This is a genomic window from Saccharopolyspora antiqui (genome assembly GCF_052246905.1).
Lineage (GTDB): Bacteria > Actinomycetota > Actinomycetes > Mycobacteriales > Pseudonocardiaceae > Saccharopolyspora.
Map to the genome: position 1 here is coordinate 102,605 of NZ_JBQQBO010000008.1, position 18,046 is coordinate 120,650.

Annotated in this window: 19 protein-coding genes; 11 read left to right on the forward strand and 8 right to left on the reverse strand. The window is 68.2% G+C overall.

Annotated features, from left to right (window positions below; all coding sequences use genetic code 11):
* Positions 1-126 precede the first annotated feature (126 nt).
* The 3 genes from recA (at position 127) to ACTWQN_RS15395 (ending at position 2,633) form a co-directional block, all read left to right on the forward strand.
* Positions 127-1,167: a recombinase RecA gene (gene recA, locus ACTWQN_RS15385; RefSeq protein WP_443204148.1), complete on the forward strand. Its 1,041-nt coding sequence runs from the start codon at positions 127-129 to the stop codon at positions 1,165-1,167.
* Between the two features lie 13 nt (positions 1,168-1,180).
* Complete coding sequence (locus ACTWQN_RS15390; protein ID WP_443204149.1) at positions 1,181-1,801, forward strand: regulatory protein RecX; 621 nt, start codon at positions 1,181-1,183, stop codon at positions 1,799-1,801.
* A 172-nt stretch (positions 1,802-1,973) separates the two neighbouring features.
* A complete protein-coding gene (locus tag ACTWQN_RS15395; protein ID WP_443204150.1) occupies positions 1,974-2,633 on the forward strand; it encodes an HAD family hydrolase in 660 nt (219 codons plus the stop codon).
* A gap of 130 nt (positions 2,634-2,763) precedes the next feature.
* On the opposite strand, the gene eda is transcribed toward ACTWQN_RS15395, so the two are convergent.
* Together eda and edd are read right to left on the reverse strand one after the other, a co-directional pair.
* On the reverse strand, positions 2,764-3,387 hold the full coding sequence (gene eda, locus ACTWQN_RS15400; protein ID WP_443204151.1) for a bifunctional 4-hydroxy-2-oxoglutarate aldolase/2-dehydro-3-deoxy-phosphogluconate aldolase: 624 nt from the start codon (positions 3,385-3,387) through the stop codon (positions 2,764-2,766).
* Positions 3,388-3,445: 58 nt separating this feature from the next.
* Positions 3,446-5,287, reverse strand: coding sequence for a phosphogluconate dehydratase (gene edd / locus ACTWQN_RS15405; protein ID WP_443204152.1), 1,842 nt, complete (start codon positions 5,285-5,287; stop codon positions 3,446-3,448).
* A 210-nt stretch (positions 5,288-5,497) separates the two neighbouring features.
* Between edd and ACTWQN_RS15410 the strand changes: the two genes are divergently transcribed.
* Complete coding sequence (locus tag ACTWQN_RS15410; protein ID WP_443204153.1) at positions 5,498-6,115, forward strand: transporter substrate-binding domain-containing protein; 618 nt, start codon at positions 5,498-5,500, stop codon at positions 6,113-6,115.
* A gap of 138 nt (positions 6,116-6,253) precedes the next feature.
* On the opposite strand, the gene ACTWQN_RS15415 is transcribed toward ACTWQN_RS15410, so the two are convergent.
* Entirely contained in the window at positions 6,254-6,421 is a 168-nt protein-coding gene (locus tag ACTWQN_RS15415; protein ID WP_443204154.1) for a hypothetical protein, read from the reverse strand.
* Between the two features lie 17 nt (positions 6,422-6,438).
* On the opposite strand from ACTWQN_RS15415, the gene ACTWQN_RS15420 reads away from it, so the two are divergent.
* The 3 genes from ACTWQN_RS15420 to ACTWQN_RS15430 all read left to right on the forward strand — a co-directional run bounded on the left by ACTWQN_RS15420 (position 6,439) and on the right by ACTWQN_RS15430 (position 8,870).
* Positions 6,439-6,867 carry an FAD-dependent monooxygenase gene (locus ACTWQN_RS15420; protein WP_443204312.1) on the forward strand — a complete coding sequence of 143 codons (429 nt, stop codon included), beginning with the start codon at positions 6,439-6,441 and terminating at the stop codon, positions 6,865-6,867.
* Entirely contained in the window at positions 6,822-7,187 is a 366-nt protein-coding gene (locus ACTWQN_RS15425) for an aromatic-ring hydroxylase C-terminal domain-containing protein (protein WP_443204155.1), read from the forward strand. The genes ACTWQN_RS15420 and ACTWQN_RS15425 overlap by 46 nt, the downstream gene beginning before the upstream one ends.
* A 228-nt stretch (positions 7,188-7,415) precedes the next feature.
* Positions 7,416-8,870, forward strand: coding sequence for a DHA2 family efflux MFS transporter permease subunit (locus ACTWQN_RS15430; RefSeq protein WP_443204156.1), 1,455 nt, complete (start codon positions 7,416-7,418; stop codon positions 8,868-8,870).
* Positions 8,871-8,971: 101 nt separating this feature from the next.
* On the opposite strand, the gene ACTWQN_RS15435 is transcribed toward ACTWQN_RS15430, so the two are convergent.
* The 4 genes from ACTWQN_RS15435 to ACTWQN_RS15450 form a co-directional block, all read right to left on the reverse strand.
* The gene (locus tag ACTWQN_RS15435) at positions 8,972-9,844 is read right to left on the reverse strand and encodes an amino acid ABC transporter permease (protein ID WP_443204157.1); all 873 of its coding nucleotides are present in this window, start codon (positions 9,842-9,844) and stop codon (positions 8,972-8,974) included.
* Complete coding sequence (locus ACTWQN_RS15440) at positions 9,841-10,491, reverse strand: amino acid ABC transporter permease (protein WP_443204158.1); 651 nt, start codon at positions 10,489-10,491, stop codon at positions 9,841-9,843. Before ACTWQN_RS15440 ends, ACTWQN_RS15435 begins: the two co-directional genes overlap by 4 nt.
* A 249-nt stretch (positions 10,492-10,740) precedes the next feature.
* Positions 10,741-11,640, reverse strand: a complete 900-nt coding sequence (locus ACTWQN_RS15445; RefSeq protein ID WP_443204159.1) for a glutamate ABC transporter substrate-binding protein — start codon at positions 11,638-11,640, stop codon at positions 10,741-10,743.
* Between the two features lie 29 nt (positions 11,641-11,669).
* Positions 11,670-12,398 carry an amino acid ABC transporter ATP-binding protein gene (locus tag ACTWQN_RS15450; protein ID WP_443204313.1) on the reverse strand — a complete coding sequence of 243 codons (729 nt, stop codon included), beginning with the start codon at positions 12,396-12,398 and terminating at the stop codon, positions 11,670-11,672.
* Positions 12,399-12,646: 248 nt separating this feature from the next.
* Here ACTWQN_RS15450 and miaB point away from each other — a divergent pair, with 248 nt between their 5' ends.
* The 3 genes from miaB to ACTWQN_RS15465 all read left to right on the forward strand — a co-directional run bounded on the left by miaB (position 12,647) and on the right by ACTWQN_RS15465 (position 15,525).
* Positions 12,647-14,122: a tRNA (N6-isopentenyl adenosine(37)-C2)-methylthiotransferase MiaB gene (gene miaB / locus ACTWQN_RS15455; protein ID WP_443204160.1), complete on the forward strand. Its 1,476-nt coding sequence runs from the start codon at positions 12,647-12,649 to the stop codon at positions 14,120-14,122.
* Between the two features lie 5 nt (positions 14,123-14,127).
* Positions 14,128-14,589 carry an Rv2732c family membrane protein gene (locus ACTWQN_RS15460; protein WP_443204314.1) on the forward strand — a complete coding sequence of 154 codons (462 nt, stop codon included), beginning with the start codon at positions 14,128-14,130 and terminating at the stop codon, positions 14,587-14,589.
* Between the two features lie 219 nt (positions 14,590-14,808).
* Entirely contained in the window at positions 14,809-15,525 is a 717-nt protein-coding gene (locus ACTWQN_RS15465; protein WP_443204161.1) for a tyrosine-protein phosphatase, read from the forward strand.
* Between the two features lie 56 nt (positions 15,526-15,581).
* Here ACTWQN_RS15465 and ACTWQN_RS15470 read toward each other — a convergent pair whose 3' ends face one another.
* Positions 15,582-16,907 (reverse strand): DUF349 domain-containing protein, encoded by a 1,326-nt coding sequence (locus ACTWQN_RS15470; protein WP_443204162.1) that lies wholly within the window; start codon positions 16,905-16,907, stop codon positions 15,582-15,584.
* Between the two features lie 358 nt (positions 16,908-17,265).
* Here ACTWQN_RS15470 and ACTWQN_RS15475 point away from each other — a divergent pair, with 358 nt between their 5' ends.
* Complete coding sequence (locus ACTWQN_RS15475) at positions 17,266-18,006, forward strand: class III extradiol ring-cleavage dioxygenase family protein (protein WP_443204163.1); 741 nt, start codon at positions 17,266-17,268, stop codon at positions 18,004-18,006.
* The last annotated feature ends 40 nt before the right edge of the window (positions 18,007-18,046 follow it).

Below are 18,046 nucleotides of genomic sequence, written 5' to 3' on the forward strand. Positions count from 1 at the left end.
CGTTCGCCTAAGATGGGCGGCACGGGATCGAACCGTCCGCACCCCAGAGCCGGATTGTCGGTCCCTGCCCGTAGCGTCTGATCTGATACGACGACGACAGTTCGACTCGACTGAGGTGGACCCCCGATGGCAGCGACACCGGACAAGGGCAAGGCGCTGGAGCTCGCGCTCGCCCAGATCGACAAGCAGTACGGCAAGGGGTCGGTCATGCGGCTCGGCGACGAGTCGCGCCCACCGATCGAGGTCATCCCGACCGGTTCCATCTCGCTGGACGTCGCGCTGGGGATCGGTGGGTACCCACGGGGCCGCATCGTGGAGATCTACGGCCCGGAGAGCAGTGGTAAGACCTCAGTGGCGCTGCACGCTGTGGCCAACGCGCAGAAGTTGGGCGGCACTGCGGCCTTCATCGACGCGGAGCACTCGCTGGATCCGGAGTACGCCAAGGCGATCGGGGTGGACACCGACGCGCTGCTGGTGTCCCAGCCGGACACCGGTGAGCAAGCGCTGGAGATCGCGGACATGCTGATCCGCTCCGGTGCGCTGGACATCATCGTCATCGACTCGGTGGCCGCGCTGGTGCCACGCGCCGAGATCGAGGGCGAAATGGGCGACAGTCACGTCGGCCTGCAAGCCCGCCTGATGAGCCAAGCCCTCCGAAAGCTGACCTCAGCACTCTACAACGCGAAAACAACGGCGGTCTTCATCAACCAACTCCGCGAAAAAGTCGGCGTCATGTTCGGCTCGCCTGAGACCACCACCGGTGGTAAGGCTTTGAAGTTCTACTCCTCGGTGCGGTTGGACGTGCGGCGGATCGAGACGTTGAAGGACGGTTCGGACGCGGTCGGCAACCGGACCCGGGTCAAGGTGGTGAAGAACAAGGTCGCGCCGCCTTTCAAGCAGGCGGAGTTCGACATCATCTACGGCACCGGCATCAGCCGGGAGGGCTCGCTGATCGACATGGGCGTCGAGCAGGGCATCATCCGCAAGTCCGGTGCCTGGTACACCTACGAGGGCGATCAGCTCGGCCAGGGCAAGGAGAACGCCCGCAAGTTCATGCGGGAGAACCCGGACGTCGCCAACGAGATCGAGAAGCGGATCAAGGAGAAGCTCGGCATCGGGGCGACGCTGGACGCGGAGAACGCCGAACCGGCGCCGGTCGACTTCTGAGTCCGGAGCGTTGGTGCGGATGAACGGTGACGGTGCGCGTCGGGGTAGCGGTGCCCAGGGTCGCTTCCCCGACCACCCGATGGACGAGGTCGCGGATGGCGCGGCGGATGAGAAGCCGCCGCGCAAGCCGACCGACGACCCCGAGCAGTTGGCGCGCGACACGGTTTACCGGCTGCTGGCGGCCCGTGCGCGCAGCCGCTCGGAGCTGCGGCAGGCCTTGCTGCGCAAGGGGATCGACGAGGACATCGCCGATGGTGTGCTGCAGAAATTCATCGATGCGGGTCTGATCGATGACGCCTCGTTCGCCGAGGAGTGGGTGAGTTCGCGCCAGCAGCACCAGGGGCTCGGGCGCAAGGCCCTTGGTTTCGAGTTGCGCCGCAAAGGAGTCGAGGAGCAACTGGTGGCGGCAGCTTTGTCCACTGTGGATGCAGATGCGGAGGTTGAGCGGGCGCGCGAGCTGGTGCGGCGGAAGCTCCGCGCGATGACGAGCTTGGACCAGACTGCGACGATGCGCCGCCTGGTGGGCATGCTGGCCCGCAAGGGCTACGCCGAAGGCCTGGCTTTCCGAGTGGTGCGGGAAGAGATCGAGCGCTCCGGTGAGGACGCTTCGGACCCCGATCTCGAAACCCCGTGACGGGACAAAAGTGGACGCGTGGGTCGTTCCGCGTTGATGACCGCGCAGGGTTCGAGGCGCATCGGTTGGGACCGAGAAGGCGTCCCAGCGGGTTTGGCTTGGCGGTGTGCCGTGTCTCTCAGATTGGGACGATGGTACTGAAAGTCGTCTTGGGCTCGTAGAGTCACCACCCATGACGGCTTTGGCTCACGCGCGACACATCGTGTGGGATTGGAACGGCACGCTCCTCGACGACAACCACGCTGTGGTTTCGGCGGTGAACAGCGTCTGCACGGCCTTCGATCGCGAGCACATCGACATCGAGGAGTGGCGTGCGGTGTTCAGCCGCCCGCTGCTGCAGTGCTACGAGCGGCTGCTGCGACGGCCGCTGGGCGACCGGGACTGGGCGCGCATCGATGTGCTCTACCACGACGCGTATCGGGAACTGCTGCACACCTGCGGTCTTGCGTCGGGTGTGCTGGATGCGTTGCGGAATTGGGCGAGTACCGGCCGCAGTCAATCGCTGTTGTCGATGTGGTTCCACGACGAGCTCGTCCCGCTGGTGACCGAAATGGGGCTGGGCACGTTCTTCAATCGCGTCGACGGGCTTCGCGCTGAGATCGGCGGCGGATCGAAGGACAAGCACCTGCGCCACCACCTGGAGGCCCAGGGGTTGGATGCCCAGGACGTGGTGCTCATCGGCGATGTGCTGGACGATGCGCACGCGGCCGAACAGGCGGGTACCCGCTGCGTGCTGGTGACCACCGGCGTGATGAACCGCAAGAAGCTGGAAACGTCCGGATTCCCGGTCGCCGACTCGGTTTCCGAAGCGCTGACCATGATCGCCGCCTGACCCGACTTGGCGGGGCAGGGACTACCGCGATTCGGAGGAGGTGCCCAGGTCGGGAGCGCCTTCAGATGCGCCAGCGGGAGCAGCGACGTGCCCGGCGGAAATGCGCTGTCGGCCGACCTGCTGCGCGGGGTCAGCGCAGTGCGGCGGCTTCTCGGGCCAGCTGTTCGATCTGGGCCCAGTCACCGGCGGCCAGCAGGTCCTTCGGCGCGAGCCACGATCCGCCGACGCATCCGACGTTGGGCAGTGCCAGGTAGTTCGGCGCGGTCTGCGGGCTGATCCCGCCGGTCGGGCAGAATCGCAGGTCGGGTAGCGGTCCGGCGATCGCTTTCAGGAACGGCACACCGCCACTGGGCTCGGCGGGGAAGAACTTCATCGCGGTGGCGCCGCGTTCGGCCAGTCGCATCGCCTCGGATGCGGTGCCCGCTCCAGCCAGGTACGGCAGGCCGGATGCGTCGAGGTCGTCGAGCAGCCGCTCGGTGGTTCCGGGCGTGACCAGGTAGCGGGCTCCGGCATCGGCGGCCTGCTTGGCCTGTCCCGGCTCGGTGATCGTGCCCGCTCCGGCGACCATGTCGGGCACCTCGGCGGCGATCCGTTCGATCGCGGGCAGTCCGGCGGGGGTGCGCAGGGTGACCTCGATGGTGCGGATTCCGCCGCGCAGCAGCGCTTGCGCCAGCGGTACCGCGTGCGCGACGTCGTCCAATGCCACGACCGGCACGACGGGGGCGAGATCCAGCACGTCAGCTGCAGTGTTCATGGGGTGGTTCGTCCGTCCCTGGTGCTTGCCGAGTGCCTTGCGGCGGTGGTCCTCGGTGTCATGCTGGCACGTCGGCGGGTTGCGCCTGCAGGGGCGTGAACACGCTGGCGCCGCGGTCGGCGCGCCCGACCGCCTGTCGGAATGCGGCGAACAGCTCGCGGCCGGTGCCGAACTGCGCGCCCCGGTTGGCGGGTGCGTCCTCGCGGGTGGCGAGTTCGTCGTCGGGTACCAGCACTTCGAGTGTGCCGCGGTCGGCGTCCAGCCGGATCACGTCGCCGTCGCGGACGCGGGCCAGCGGACCGCCTGCGCTGGCTTCCGGGGTCAATTGGATGGCTGCCGGGATTTTGCCGGACGCGCCGGACATCCGGCCGTCGGTGACCAGTGCGACCTGGTGGCCGCGGTCCATGAGCACGCCCAGCGCGGGGGTCAGTCCGTGCAGTTCGGGCATCCCGTTGGCTTGCGGGCCTTGGTTGCGGATCACCACCACGACGTCGTGGTCGAGTTCACCGGCCTGGAATGCGGTGGAGAAGTCGTGCTGGTCGTCGAAGACCCGGGCTGGGGCTGTCACGGCGCGGTGTTGGTCGCTGACCGCGGACACCTTGATCACCGATCGGCCCAGGTTGCCGTCGAGCACCCGCAGGCCGCCGTCAGGTGCGAACGGGTCGTCGACGCCGCGCAGCACGTCCGGGTCCAGGCTCTTCGCGGGTGCGTCCCGCCACACGAGTTGGCCGTCTTCGAGGAACGGTTGTTGGCGGTAGCGGTCGAGTCCGGGGCCAGCGACCGTTTTGACGTCGTGGTGCAGCAGGCCCGCGTCGAGCAGTTCGCCCACGAGGGTTTGCACGCCTCCGACGGCGGCGAAGTGGTTGATGTCGGCAGAACCGTTGGGGTAGACCTTGGCCAGCGAGGGCACGACTGCGGATAGATCGGAGAAGTCGTCCCAGGTCAACTCGATACCGGCGGCTGCGGCGATGGCGACCAGGTGCAGGGTGTGGTTGGTGGAGCCGCCGGTGGCCAGCAGCGCGACCACGCCGTTGACGATGGCGCGTTCGTCGACGATCTCGCCGATCGGGGTGTGGTCCGAGTCGCCTTGGACGACGCGGCGGGCGGCTTCTTCGGTGAGCGCTTTGCGCAGCGGGGTGCCGGGTGGCACGAAGCTCGATCCGGGCAGGTGCAGGCCCATGACTTCGACGACCAGTTGGTTGGAGTTGGCGGTGCCGTAGAAGGTGCAGGTGCCGGGCGAGTGGTACGAGGCTGACTCGGCTTCCAGGAGGTCTTCGCGGCTGGCTTTGCCTTCGGCGAACAGTTGCCGGATGCGGCTCTTCTCCTGGTTCGGCAGCCCGGAGGGCATCGGCCCGGCGGGCACCAGCACGGTCGGCAGGTGGCCGAAGGACAGCCCGCCGATGAGCAGGCCGGGCACGATCTTGTCGCACACGCCGAGCAGCAGTGCGCCGTCGAACATCTCGTGGGAGAGCGCTACCGCGGTGGCCATCGCGATGACGTCGCGGGAGAACAGCGACAGTTCCATGCCGGTGCGCCCCTGGGTGATGCCGTCGCACATGGCGGGCACGCCACCGGCGAACTGCGCGACGCCACCGGCTTCCCGCACCGCGTCCTTGATCCAGGCCGGGAATTCGGCGTAGGGCTGGTGCGCGGAGAGCATGTCGTTGTACGCGGACACGATCGCGATGCCTGGCTTGGTGGCGCCGCGCACCGCGAGCCGGTCTGGGCCGCTGCATGCGGCGAAGCCGTGCGCGAGGTTGCTGCAGGGCAGTTCGGTGCGGGCTGGGCCGACGGCCGCGGCGGCTCGGATGCGGTCGAGGTAGGCGGTGCGGGTTCCGGCGCTGCGGTCGGTGATGCGCTGGGTGACCTGTTCGACGACGTGCTGCATTGCCGACGCCATGCTCGCCTCCGCCATGTTCGATTCCGCCATGTTCGATTCCGGGAGTGTTGCCTGAAATGCGGGCGACGACGTTGGCGCCTGATGACGGCAGTCACACTAATGGGTGCGGTCTGGATTTCAAAATCGATACAGCTGCGCGGGAATCCGGGTCCCGGGCACGGTGCCGGGTGCGCGATCATGGGTGCTGGTTCGGCAGTGAGGAGAGGGGCCATGCGGATTCGCGTGATCGCTGCGGTGGTGTCCGCGCTCGCCGTGTTGTCGGGTTGCGCGTCGAGTCCGCCGCCCGAGCCGAATGCGCTGCCGCCGCAGAACCGGCCCGCTCCGACCGCACCGGCGCCGCCGAGTGCGCCTCCGTCGGTGGGGGATTCGGTGGAGTTGGACACTTCACCGACGTTGGCGAAGATCAGGCAGCGGCGCCTGCTGCTGGTCGGGGTGCGGGCGGATGCGCCGCAGTTCGTCACCCGCGACGAAGCCGGTGAGTACCGGGGTTTCGACGTCGAGATCGCCCGCGATCTGGCCAAGCGCATCGGTCTCGATCCGCTGAAGCAGGTGCAGTTCCGGCTGCTGCCGCCGACGTTGCTGCGGGATGCGGTGACGGCGGGCAACGTGGATTTGCTGCTGGGCGGCACGGCCGACACAGCGCAGTTGGCGGCGGTCGGGCCTTACGTGGTCACCAACGGCGGACGGTTCCTGGTGATCAGCTCGGATGACCGGATGCTGGCCGCGGAGCTGCAACGGATGCTGGACGCCGCGGTCGCCGACGGCTCGTGGCAGCGCGCCTACGACGCAACCCTGGGCGCCGCGGGAGTCAAAGCCACCCCGCGCTAGAACCGGGCCGCCCATCCCGTTCCCGCGCTGGTGCTCCGTTCAGGTGATGAGTGAAGGGCACCTTTGACCGGCTTAGTCGGTCAAAGGTGCCCTTCACCTGGCCCTTATCGTGTGAACCCCGTGGTGGTGCGGGCGTTGCTAGCGGGGTTTTCGGTTGGTGTCGGCGAGGTTTTGCAGGCCGTCGAGTTGCCATTCCAGTTGTTGTTCGAAGGTCACCACTTCGGCCAGGCAATTCGGTTCGTTGACCCACCGGATGTAGTGCGGGTACTTGCCTTCGGCGGTGATCCTCGCCAGGTAGGGGCGCACCGCTGCGGTGGGTGTTCATGGCACCGGGCGGCGAGGTCGATCGCGACTGGCCGACACTGCTGCGCACGGCGCTCGGGGTGCCAGCGTCGGACCTGGAGATCTTGAGCGTCCTGGCCTGGCAACCGGAAATGCTCGTTGCCGACCGCTACTCGCAGGCGCGGGTGCACCTGGCCGGAGATGCCGCGCACGTCATGCCGCCGTTCGCCGCCAGCGGCGCCAACACTGGCATTGCCGACGCGCACAACCTGGGCTGGAAGCTCGCCGCAGTGCTGTCCGGGAGCGCTGCACCCGCGCTGCTGGACAGCTACGACACCGAGCGCCGCCCGGCGGGCTGGTTCACCGCCGAGCAGTCGAGCAGCCGCTCGCAGCCGCGCCAGATCCGACGTTGGCGCACCCGTTCGTGCTGGCTGCGGGCGGATTCCAGGACCCGGCCGGAGCGCTCGTAGGCGGCCCGGCGGAGGGCGGAGAGGTCGAGCCGGTCACCGATTTCGCACCGGCCGGACGCGTCGGCACCCGAATCCCACACCGCTGGCTGGACGCCGACCACACATTGTCCACAGTGGATCTGGGTGGTCCTGGATGGGCACTCGCGGTGGCCGACGATCCGCGGCGTTGGCAGCAGGGCGGACGCCCGGTTCATCGGCTCGACGTCGACTTTCTGCACGCGGGGGAAGGGCTGCTGCTCCGCCCCGACGACGTGGTGGCCTGGCGCGGCACCGACCCCACCACCTCGGCCGCCGTTCGGGGAAAGCTCCTTCACCCCTGATCCCGCGGATGAGTCCTGAACGGCCATCGCGCTCGCACCGTCGGATCCAGTAGCAGAGGCGCAATGCCAGTACGGTCCCCGTGCCGCCGGTGTGAGTTCGCATGCTCTCCGCGAAAAACACGTGCCGACTCGCCGCCGGGTAAGCAGACTCGGTATTCCAACCCTGTGCTCAACGGCGGTCCGCGCCGGCGGTCGAGCCTGACCCACTTCTGCGAGGTGCGCTCCACCATGATCGACTCCGCGAGTACCGCGACGGCGGACTCGGACCGCGACACCACAGCACCGCAAGCCCCCGTGCTGATCGGTGTGCTGGTCGCCTCGGCCTTCGTGATGATCCTCAACGAGACGATCCTGAGCGTGGCACTGCGCGACCTCACGGTCGACCTCGGCGTCTCGACGGCCACCGTGCAATGGCTTACCAGCGGTTTCCTGTTAACGATGGCAGTGGTCATCCCCATTACGGGCTTCCTGCTGGAGCGCTTCACCCCGCGCCAGGTCTTCCTCGCCTCGTTGACGCTGTTCAGCGCGGGAACGCTGTTCAGCGCGCTCGCCCCGGGCTTCGTGGCGCTGCTGGTGGGGCGTGTGGTCCAGGCGTGCGGCACCGCGGTCATGGTTCCGCTGCTGATGACCTCGGTGATGCGCCTCGTGCCGCCCGAGAAACGCGGCGCGACGATGGGCACGATTACCATCGTCATCGCCGTCGCTCCCGCCGTGGGCCCGACGATCGGTGGTGCGGTGCTTGCTTTCCTGGGCTGGCGCTGGATGTTCTGGATCGTGCTGCCGCTGGCGGTTCTCGCGTTGGCACTCGGGGCGGTCTGGATGCGATTGGACAGCGACACGCGGTCGGTGCCGCTGGACCTGCTCTCGGTGCCGCTGTCGGCTGTCGGTTTCGGCGGCGTCCTCTACGGACTGTCCGCCATCGGGGAGTCCGGCGGGCAGGTGGCACCGTGGCTCCCGATCGTGGTCGGGGTCGCCTCCCTCGCTGGGTTCGTCGCGCGCCAGGTCCGCTTGCAGCGCTACGACCGCGCACTGCTCGACCTGCGGCCGTTCACCAACCGCAACTTCGTCGTCGCGCTGGTCCTGGGCGCCTTGCTGTTCATGTGCCTGATGGGTGCCGGGGCGATCCTGCTGCCGCTTTACCTCCAAACAGTCCTCAACGCCAGCACCTTCGTCACCGGATTGGCCGTGCTCCCTGGCGGACTGGTGCTCGGCCTGCTCGGGCGTCCGGTGGGACGGCTGTTCGACCGCTTCGGCGCCCGCCCGCTGGTGATCCCCGGCGCACTGGCCATGGCGGTGTCGCTGTGGCTGTTCGCCGCCTTAGGACCGGGATCGCCGCTGGCCGTGGTGATCGGCGTCCACGTCCTGCTCATGGCCGGGCTGGGGCTGATGATGACCCCGCTGATGACCGAGTCCCTCAGTGCGCTGCCCAACCACCTCTACTCCCATGGGAGCGCGATCCTGGCCACCCTCCAGCAGGTCGCGGGCGCGTTCGGTATCGCCGTGTTCGTCACGGTCGCCTCCCTCACCGCCGCCGACCCGTCCGGCACCCCCGATGGCGCGGGCCTGCGGACCGCGTTCGTGGTCGCGGGCGGCATCGGCGTGCTCGCGTTCATCGCATCGCTGTTCGTCAGCGGGCGTTCGAAGCCCTCGGCATCGCTGTCCGCCGGGGCCGATGTCCGTTGACGCGGGTACTCGCCTTCTACGGCGATCTTCTCCAGGTACGACGATGAGCGGAGGGCACCTTCGACCAAGGTCAAAGGTGCCCTCCGCTTGAAGAAATCCGGTCAGTTGCCCGCCGCCAGACCGGAGTCCTGGAGCTCGACCGTCGCGAGCTTGCCCTTGCGGGCGCGGCTGAGTCGCCGCTCGGTGTAGGTGGCCAGCCTGCCCAACGCGTAGTTGATGACGATGAACAGCACCGCGACCACGAAGTAGGTCTGGATCGGGTTGTTCAGGTTCTGGATGATCACCTGCGCCTGCCGCACCACGTCCACGTACGACACGATGAAGCCCAGCGAGGTGTCCTTCAAGATCACCACCAGCTGGCTGATCAGCGCGGGCAGCATGGCCCGGAAGGCCTGCGGCAGCAGCACCGAGGTCATCACCTGGCTGCGGCGCAGCCCGATCGCGTACGCGGCCTCGCTCTGCCCCTTCGGCAACGCCAGGATCCCGGCCCGCACGACCTCGGCGATGATCACCGAGTTGTACGCGGTCAGGCCGATGACGAGGAACCACATCGCGGACAGGTCGAGCCCGAACGAGGGCAGCACCCGGAAGGCGAAGAAGACCGCGATGACCACGGGTACACCGCGCAGCAGCTCGACCACCCCGACCACGCCCCAGCGGTACCAGGGCGCGCTCACGACCCGGGTGATCGCCAGCAACGTCCCGATGACCAAGGAGAACACCATGGCCAGCACCGCGGCGGTGAGCGTGGCGACCAGGCCCTGGCCCAACAGGTTCCACAGCGGCACGAAGGTGCCGTTGGTCGGGTCGAGCAGTGGGCCCCACTTCTCGGCGGTCAACTGGCCCTGCGCGCCGAGCTGCACCAGCACCCAAGCGATCACGGCCAGCAGCAACGCGCCGACGCCGAGGCTGGCCAGCAGCGAACGGCGCTTGGCCACCGGGCCGGGCGTCTCGTAGAGCACCGCGTTCGTCATCGGGCGATCGCCACCTTCCGCTCGATCACGCCGAGCAGCAGCCCGGCCGGGATGGTGATCACCAGATAACCGAGGACCACGCCGGTCAGCACCGGCAACGCGTCCAGTCCGCGTGCCGAGGTCAGCGTGTCGCCGACCGAGAACAGGTCACCGCCGACGCCGAAGGCCCCGGCGATCGCCGAGTTCTTGATCATCGCGATGATCACGTTGCCCAGCGGCGGAACGACCGTGCGGACCGCCTGCGGCAGCACGATCAGCGACAGCGACTGGCCGAAGGTGAGCCCGATGGCACGGGCCGCCTCGGCCTGCCCCGATGGCACCGCGTTGATGCCGCTGCGGATCGCCTCGCACACGAATGCCGAGGTGTAGAGCGCCAATCCGATGGTGCCGAACCAGAAGTACGAGCCGTTGATACCCAGCTCGGGCAACCCGAAGGCCATGAAGAACAGCACCACGGTCAGCGGGCAGTTGCGCAGCACGTTGACCCAGCTGGTCCCGGTGGCGCGCAGCGGCGGCAGCGGCGACACCCGGAAACCGGCCGCGATGATGCCGATGACCAGCGCGAGCACACCGGCGTACAGGCAGATGCTCAGCGTGCGCACGAGTCCGTTGAGGTACAGCGGAAGGTTGTCGATGATGACTTGCACGATTCACTCCGGCCAAGCGATGAGGGTGCCGTCCGTCGCGGTCAGCACCCTCTTAGTGTCTGTCTTTGGTCTGTCTTCGAAGCGGCGAAGCCCCTGGCCCACCTACGACACTTGCACCGCCGCGGGTTCTCAGGCGCCGTCTCGCGAGGTCAGCCCGGACATGCACGATGTCGGGGATCCGGAGTCGAGACGGCGTCTGAGGTTCCGCCACTCAAGACGAGTTCAGCGACAGGCCCTTCTCGCGATCGGTCAGCTGCAGGGGTCCAACTGCGGCAGCGGTGGGGTTTCCGGGGCGACCTTGCCCGCGGTCGACTGCCAGGCCTTCGCGTAGGAGCCGTCCTGGCTGGCCTGCGTGAGCGTCTGGTCGATGAACTCGCAGAACTTCGCGTCGCCCTTCTTGATGCCGATGCCGTACGGCTCCTGGGTGAAGAGCTTGTTCACCATCTTGAACTGGCCGCCGCTCTGATCCACCAGCCCCAGCAGGATCACGTTGTCGGTGGTCACCGCCTGCACCTGACCGGTGCGCAGCGCGTCGGCGCACTTCGAGTACACGTCGAAGAGCACCAGGTTGGACTCGTCGACGTACTCCTTGATCTTCTCAGCCGGGGTGGAGCCGATCACCGAGCACACCTTCGCGCCAGTTGGCCGCAGCGACTCCGGGCCGGTGATCTGCGTGTTGTCGGACTTGACCATGATGTCCTGACCGGCCTGGTAGTACGGTCCGGCGAAGCTGATCCGCTGCTTGCGGGCGTCGTTGATGGTGTAGGTGGCCACCACCATGTCCACCCGGTTCTGCTCGATCACTTCTTCACGCGTCTTGCTGGGCGCCTCGACCCACTGGATCCGCTCCGGCGGGATGCCGAGCTTGCCCGCGATGAGCTTGGCGATCTCCACATCGAAGCCCTGCGGCACGCCGTCGAGGCCCTTGAGCCCGAACAGCGGCTGGTCGAACTTGGTGCCGATGCGGATGGTGCCTGCCTGCTTCAGGTTGGCCATCGTGGTGCCGGGCTCGAACTGCGCGTTCTGGTCGACCTGCACCTCGTTGCCGCCACCGCCGAGCTGGTTGCCCCCGCCACCACCACAGGCGGTCAGCGCCAGCGCCAGCGTGGCCGCCAGCACCGTGACCAACCGGATCCTCTTGCCTTGCATCTCGCTTTGCCCCTCTCTGAAGGTGGGTCCTAGTGGGTGAGGATCTTGCCGAGAAAGTCCTTGGCGCGGTCGCTGTTCGGCGCACTGAAGAACTTTTCCGGCGTGGCGTCCTCGACCACCTCGCCGTCGGACATGAAGAGCACGCGGTGCGCAGCACGGCGCGCGAAGCCCATTTCGTGGGTCACCACCAGCATGGTCATGCCTTCGGCCGCGAGGTCGGTCATGACCTCCAGGACCTCGTTGACCATCTCCGGGTCCAGCGCCGAAGTCGGCTCGTCGAAGAGCATCACCTTCGGCTTCATGGCCAGCGCGCGGGCGATCGCGGCCCGCTGCTGCTGGCCACCGGAGAGCTGAGCCGGGTACTTCTCGGCCTGGTCGGTGATGCCGACCCGCTCCAGCAGGCGCATCGCGTCCTCGCGGGCGGCGTCCCGGCTCTGCTTGCGGACCTTGACCGGGCCCAGCGTCACGTTTTCCAAGATCGTCTTGTGGGCGAACAGGTTGAACTGCTGGAACACCATGCCCACATCGGCCCGCAGTTCGGCCAGCGCACGCCCCTCGGCGGGCAGCGGTACCCCGTCGATTTCGATTCGGCCGGAGTTGATCGGCTCCAGGCGGTTGATCGCGCGGCACAGCGTCGACTTGCCGGAACCCGACGGCCCGAGGACCACGACGACCTGGCCCCTGGGCACTTCGAGATCGATCGCCCGCAGCACGTGCAAAGAGCCGAAAAACTTGTCGACCGCGGACATCCGGATCATCGGGACGTCCGTGGAAGCTGCGGCCATTCGTTCTCCCCTGAACGCCTCAATTGGATTCGTTGGCCGAAACCTAAGCCCCCGATGGGGGATAGTCCAGACGGAACAGACGAACACATGTTGCAAGTGGGTTACACACCGGAGTCAACGTCCCGGCTCGCGCCGATCTTGGCGCGCCCCTGGACCACACCGCAACCGCTGCCTGTCCAGGTGGGTGAATCCGCGATCTGACCAGGGGCTACCGTGGAACGGTGCGCACCAGGACCTACGAGATCCGAACCTTCGGCTGCCAGATGAACGTGCACGACTCCGAGCGGCTCGCGGGCATGCTGGAAGACGCCGGATACGTGCGCGCCGGTTCGGACACCGCGGATGTAGTCGTGTTCAACACCTGCGCGGTGCGGGAGAACGCCGACAACCGCCTCTACGGCACCCTCGGTCACATGCGCCCGGCCAAGGACCAGAATCCGGACATGCAGATCGCGGTCGGCGGCTGCTTGGCGCAGAAGGACCGCGACACCATCGTCAAGCGGGCCCCGTGGGTGGACGTCGTGTTCGGCACCCACAACCTCGGTTCGCTGCCCACGCTGCTGGAACGCGCCCGGCACAACCACGAGGCCGAGGTCGAGATCCTCGAATCGCTGGACGTGTTCCCGTCCACGCTGCCCGCCCGCCGCGAGTCGGCCTACTCCGGTTGGGTGTCGGTCTCGGTCGGTTGCAACAACACCTGCACGTTCTGCATCGTGCCCGCGCTGCGCGGCAAGGAGAAGGACCGCCGACCCGGCGAGATCCTCGCCGAGGTGCAGGCGCTGGTCTCCGAAGGCGTGCTCGAAGTGACCCTGCTGGGGCAGAACGTCAACGCCTACGGCGTCGAGTTCGGCGACCGCTTCGCGTTCGGCAAGCTGCTGCGGTCCTGCGGCGAAATCGAAGGCCTGGAACGGGTTCGCTTCACCTCGCCGCACCCCCGCGACTTCACCGACGACGTGATCGAGGCGATGGCCGAGACCGCGAACGTGTGCCCGCAGCTGCACATGCCGCTGCAGTCCGGATCGGACCGGATCCTCAAGGCGATGCGCCGCTCCTACCGCAGCGAGCGCTACCTGAACATCGTCGGCAAGGTGCGCGAGGCGATGCCGCAGGCAGCGATCACCACCGACATCATCGTCGGGTTCCCCGGCGAGACCGAGGCGGACTTCGAGGCGACGCTGGAGGTGGTGCGGCAGGCCCGGTTCTCCAGCGCGTTCACCTTCCAGTACTCCAAGCGGCCCGGCACACCCGCCGCGGAGCTGCCCGACCAGCTGCCCAAGCAGGTCGTGCAGCAGCGCTACGACCGGCTGGTCGCGCTGCAGAACGAGATCTCCTGGGCGGAGAACAAGGAGCTCATCGGCCGCCCGGTGGAACTGCTGGTCGCCGAGGGCGAGGGGCGCAAGGACGCGGCGACGCACCGGCTGTCCGGTCGGGCCCGCGACGGACGGCTGGTGCACTTCACCCCCACCGGCGCGATCAACGGCGAGATCCGGCCCGGCGACGTCGTGCACACCACGATCACCCGAGCCGCACCGCACCACTTGGTCGCCGACACCGACATCAGCGGCCACCGCCGCACCACCGCGGGTGATCACTGGGAAGCGGGTGTGCGGCCCAAGACCTCCGGCGTCAGCCTCGGACTGCCGTCGTTCGGCAGCCCGCCCAGGCAGCCCGTCGCGCAGCAGGGGTGTGCGTGTTGAGCGGCGTGGAGGAACCGGACGAGATGTCGCGCCGCGAACTGGCCAGGAGCGAGCGGGAGATCCTGCGCCGGTTCGACCCGGGCTCGCGCGCGTTGGTGATCGCCTCGGTGATCCTGGTGCTCGTGCTGTGCTCGGTGCTGCCGTGGGTCGACGGCGCGGCGGGCTGGCAGGTGCTCACCGGGGAGACCGACCCGCAGCTGAAGATCGGCCTGCTGCCGCGGCTGTTCGCGATCAACTCGACGATCGTGGGCATCGGTCTCGGTGCCCTGGCCCTGATCACCCGGCGCTGGGTGGTCGCGTTCCTGGCCGGGCTGGCAGGCGTGGTGGTGTCGTTCGAAGGCCTGGTCGCGATCTGGTCGCGCCAGACCAGCGGAAGCGCGGGCCCGTCGATCGGCCTGGTGCTCGCGGTGCTCTGCATGGCGGTGCTGGCCGTCCAATGGATGCGCATCGTCTGGTCCCGCACTTGATCCCAGGAAGCCCCGTTATTCATTCGAGTGAGAGGTGAAGGGCACCTTTTACCAACTAACTTGGTGAAAGGTGCCCTTCACCCGTCCCCATCGGAGTGAACCCGCAGCGGTGCCGCGGTTGGGTGCACGGGCCGAGCGGCTGCGGTTCGAGTGTCGTGGAACTCGTTCTGCTCATCCCGAGCAGACAACCTGATCGTTGGTTCGCGCGTCGTACCGGGCATGTCACGAGATCTCCGGTGGGACGGCGGCTACAACGTTCGCGATCTCGGTGGGCTGCCCGCTGCGGCGGGCCAGCGGATCCGCCGGGGTGCGGTGGTGCGGTCCGCGACCCCGGCCTTCCTGACCGAAACCGGCTGGAACCAGCTGTGGCAGCACGGTGTGCGCACCGTCATCGACCTGACCGACGGCGAGGCGCTCTCGGATTCGGCATCGCGTCCGGCGGGGCTGACCAGCCTGCGACTGCCGCTGAACCCCGTCGACGACACCGAGTTCTGGGGCTACTGGGGCAGGCGGCTGCACGGCACGCCGCTGTACTACCGACCGTTGCTGGACCGCTTCCCGGAGCGCACCGCCGAGGTCGTCGCCACGATCGCGCAAGCCGAACCCGGCGGGGTCCTCGTGCACTGCACCGCGGGCCGAGACCGCACCGGGATCATCACGCTCGTGCTGCTGGCATTCGCTGGGGTAGCGGTCGACGACATCATCGCCGACCACCTGCTCAGCCATGATCGACTGCGGCCGCTGTTCAGCAGGCTCGGCTGGCCCGACCAGGAACCGCTGATCGAAGCGGCACTCGCGGAACACGGCACCACTGCCCACGAGGTGCTGCACGCGACGCTCGACTCGTTCGACGCCGAGGAGCACCTGCGCTCCGGCGGCTGCACCGACGGCGACCTGGCGGCCCTGCGCGGCAGACTGCTCACGCCACTGGACTGAGCGCCTCGTGAGCGAGAATCCCGGTTGTCGCTGGAACGACCACCCGCGAGCCTCGGCTACCGGCTGGCGATCGCCTGCTCCGCAGCGGCCAGCCACTCCCGCCACTGCGCGGCCTGCGCCTCTGCCTGCTTCGCACGGCGGTCATCACCGGCCGCGTGCGCCTTCTCGGCCTGCGCCTCGAACTGCTCCACCCGGTCGCGGAACTGGTCCACCCTGGCCTGCGCTTCCGGGTCGGTGCGCCGCCACTGCGCGTCGGCGGCCGAACGCACTCGGTCAGCGACCGTGCGCAACCTGCCCTCCAGTTCGCGCATCCGCTCCCGAGGCACCTTGCCGATCGCGTCCCACCGCTCCTGGATGCGCTGCAGATGCGCCTGCGCCGCCTTGAGATCTGCCGACGGATCGATCTGGTCGGCCTCGACCAGCAGCTCCTCCTTCAGCTTCGCGTTCTCCGCGAACTCCGCATCACGCTCGGAGAACGCCTCGGAACGGCGGCTGAAGAACCGGTCCTGCGCGCTGCGGAAGCGCTGCCAAAGCGCCTCGTCGCTGTCCTTCGGCGCGCGGCCGGCCGCCTTCCACTCCGCCATCAGCTCCTTGTAGCGGTTCGCCGTTTCGCCCCAGTCGTTGGACTCGGTCAGCGCCTCGGCTTCGTCGACCAGCTCCTGCTTGCGGGCCTTGGACGCCGCGCGCTGGCGGTCGAGTTCGGCGAAATGCGAGCCCCGACGGCGGCTGAAGGCGTCCCGGGCCTTGGAGAACCGGCGCCACAACTGCTCGTCGGTCTTGCGGTCGACGCCGCGGATCTTCTTCCACTCGTCGAGGATTTCGCGCAGCCGGTCGCCGGCGGTCTTCCACTGCGTGGACTCGTTGGCGATCTCCTCGGCCTCGGCGACCAGCGCCTCCTTGTGCGCGACCGCGTCCGCCCGAGCCCGCTCCTTCTCGTGCTTGGCGCCCTCGACGGCCTGCTCGGCCTGCGCCACCAGGTGCTCGATCCGGGCGCTCAACGCCGCCAAATCGCCGATCACCGCGGCATCGGTCAGCGACTCCTGCAGGTGCTTGGCGCTGGTCAGGGTGTGCTTCGGCTCGCCAGCATGGGTGCCCAGCCGGGTCTCCAGCAGCTCGACCTCGGTGAGCACGTCGTCGAACTTGCGCGCGTAGAGGGCCAGCCCTTCGGCGGGGTCACCAGCCTGCCAGGAGCCGATTGCCCGTTCGCCGTCGGCCGTGCGCACGTACACCGTGCCGTCGACGTCCACTCGACCCCACTTGGCGGGATCGGTGGAAGCGGTCGGTACTGCGGGCGCAACCGTGCGGGACCCGGTGGTGCTGCTGGTCGAGTCCACGGCCGCCTTGTTGGCGACCGCCTCGGGGGTCGTGTCCTGGTGCGTCATGGCCGGCTTCCTCCTTGCGTGCCCGCTCCGATGCCCGTGTCCGGCACGGGCGCCCCGCATCGGCGGGGCCCAGCAAACGTCGACCCGAACCGTTCCGCGGTCCGGCCTCCGCTGGCGCATTCAAACAGGTCAGGGCGTGAATGGGTACTCCGTCGCGAAATCGACGCGCCGACGAGTCGGCGAACACCACGGCGCAGCGCCTGAACCGAACGCGTGACCTGCACGACTTCATTGTCATCAGGCACCTGTCCGGTTGCAGCGAGCAGGGGGCGGCAACGATCCCGCGCCATCTCCTGCCGCCGCTGGTTGCGGCTCCCTGCTCCAGCCAACTCGCCCGTGACCTCTACCGTGCACAGGTGTGATCACCCGTGTCGCCGTGGTGCCGTACCCGCCGTTGCTGGTTCCTGCGTTGACCGTGCGGGCCGACGCGGAAACCGAACGTCTGCGGGGCGCCTGTCTGCGCGCCGTGTCCAGTCTGACTGACTCCGCCGCCGAATGGGTGGCCGTTGGCGTAGATCAATCGGGACCGTTGACGCTCGGACCGAACACTGTGGGCACTTTCGAGGGATTCGGCGTCGACGTTCGGGTGACGTTCGGCGGCACCACCCCGAGTCCCCCGGATCCGCTGCTGCCGCTGCCAGCGCTGATCGCCGGATGGTTGCGTGAGCAATCAGATGTGCGCGTGGTGACGATGCACCTGCTGGCCCCGGACACCCCCACCGACGAATGCCAGCAGCTCGGCACGGTGCTGGCCGCCGAGGACGTGGGCCTGCTGGTGCTGGCTGACGGCACCAACAGGTCGGACGAGCGTTCGCCGTACCCGCCCGATGTGCGAGCCAAGCCGGTGGACGAGCGGATCCGCACCGCGCTCGCCGATGCCGACCCGGCCGGACTGCTCGCCCTGCAACCGGATGCGTGTGCGGAACTCGGGGTCGACGGCCGTGCCGCGCTGCAAGTCCTACCCGGCGTCGTGGCGGCTTCCGGCGGCACCTGGCACGGCGACCTGCTGTACTCGGCCACCCCATTCGGCGTCACGTACCACGCAGCCACCTGGACCAGACACCCCCGACCTGCCCCACACCCCGCTCCGTTCGGATGAGGGGTGAAGGACACCTTTCACCAAGTAAGTTGGTGGAAGG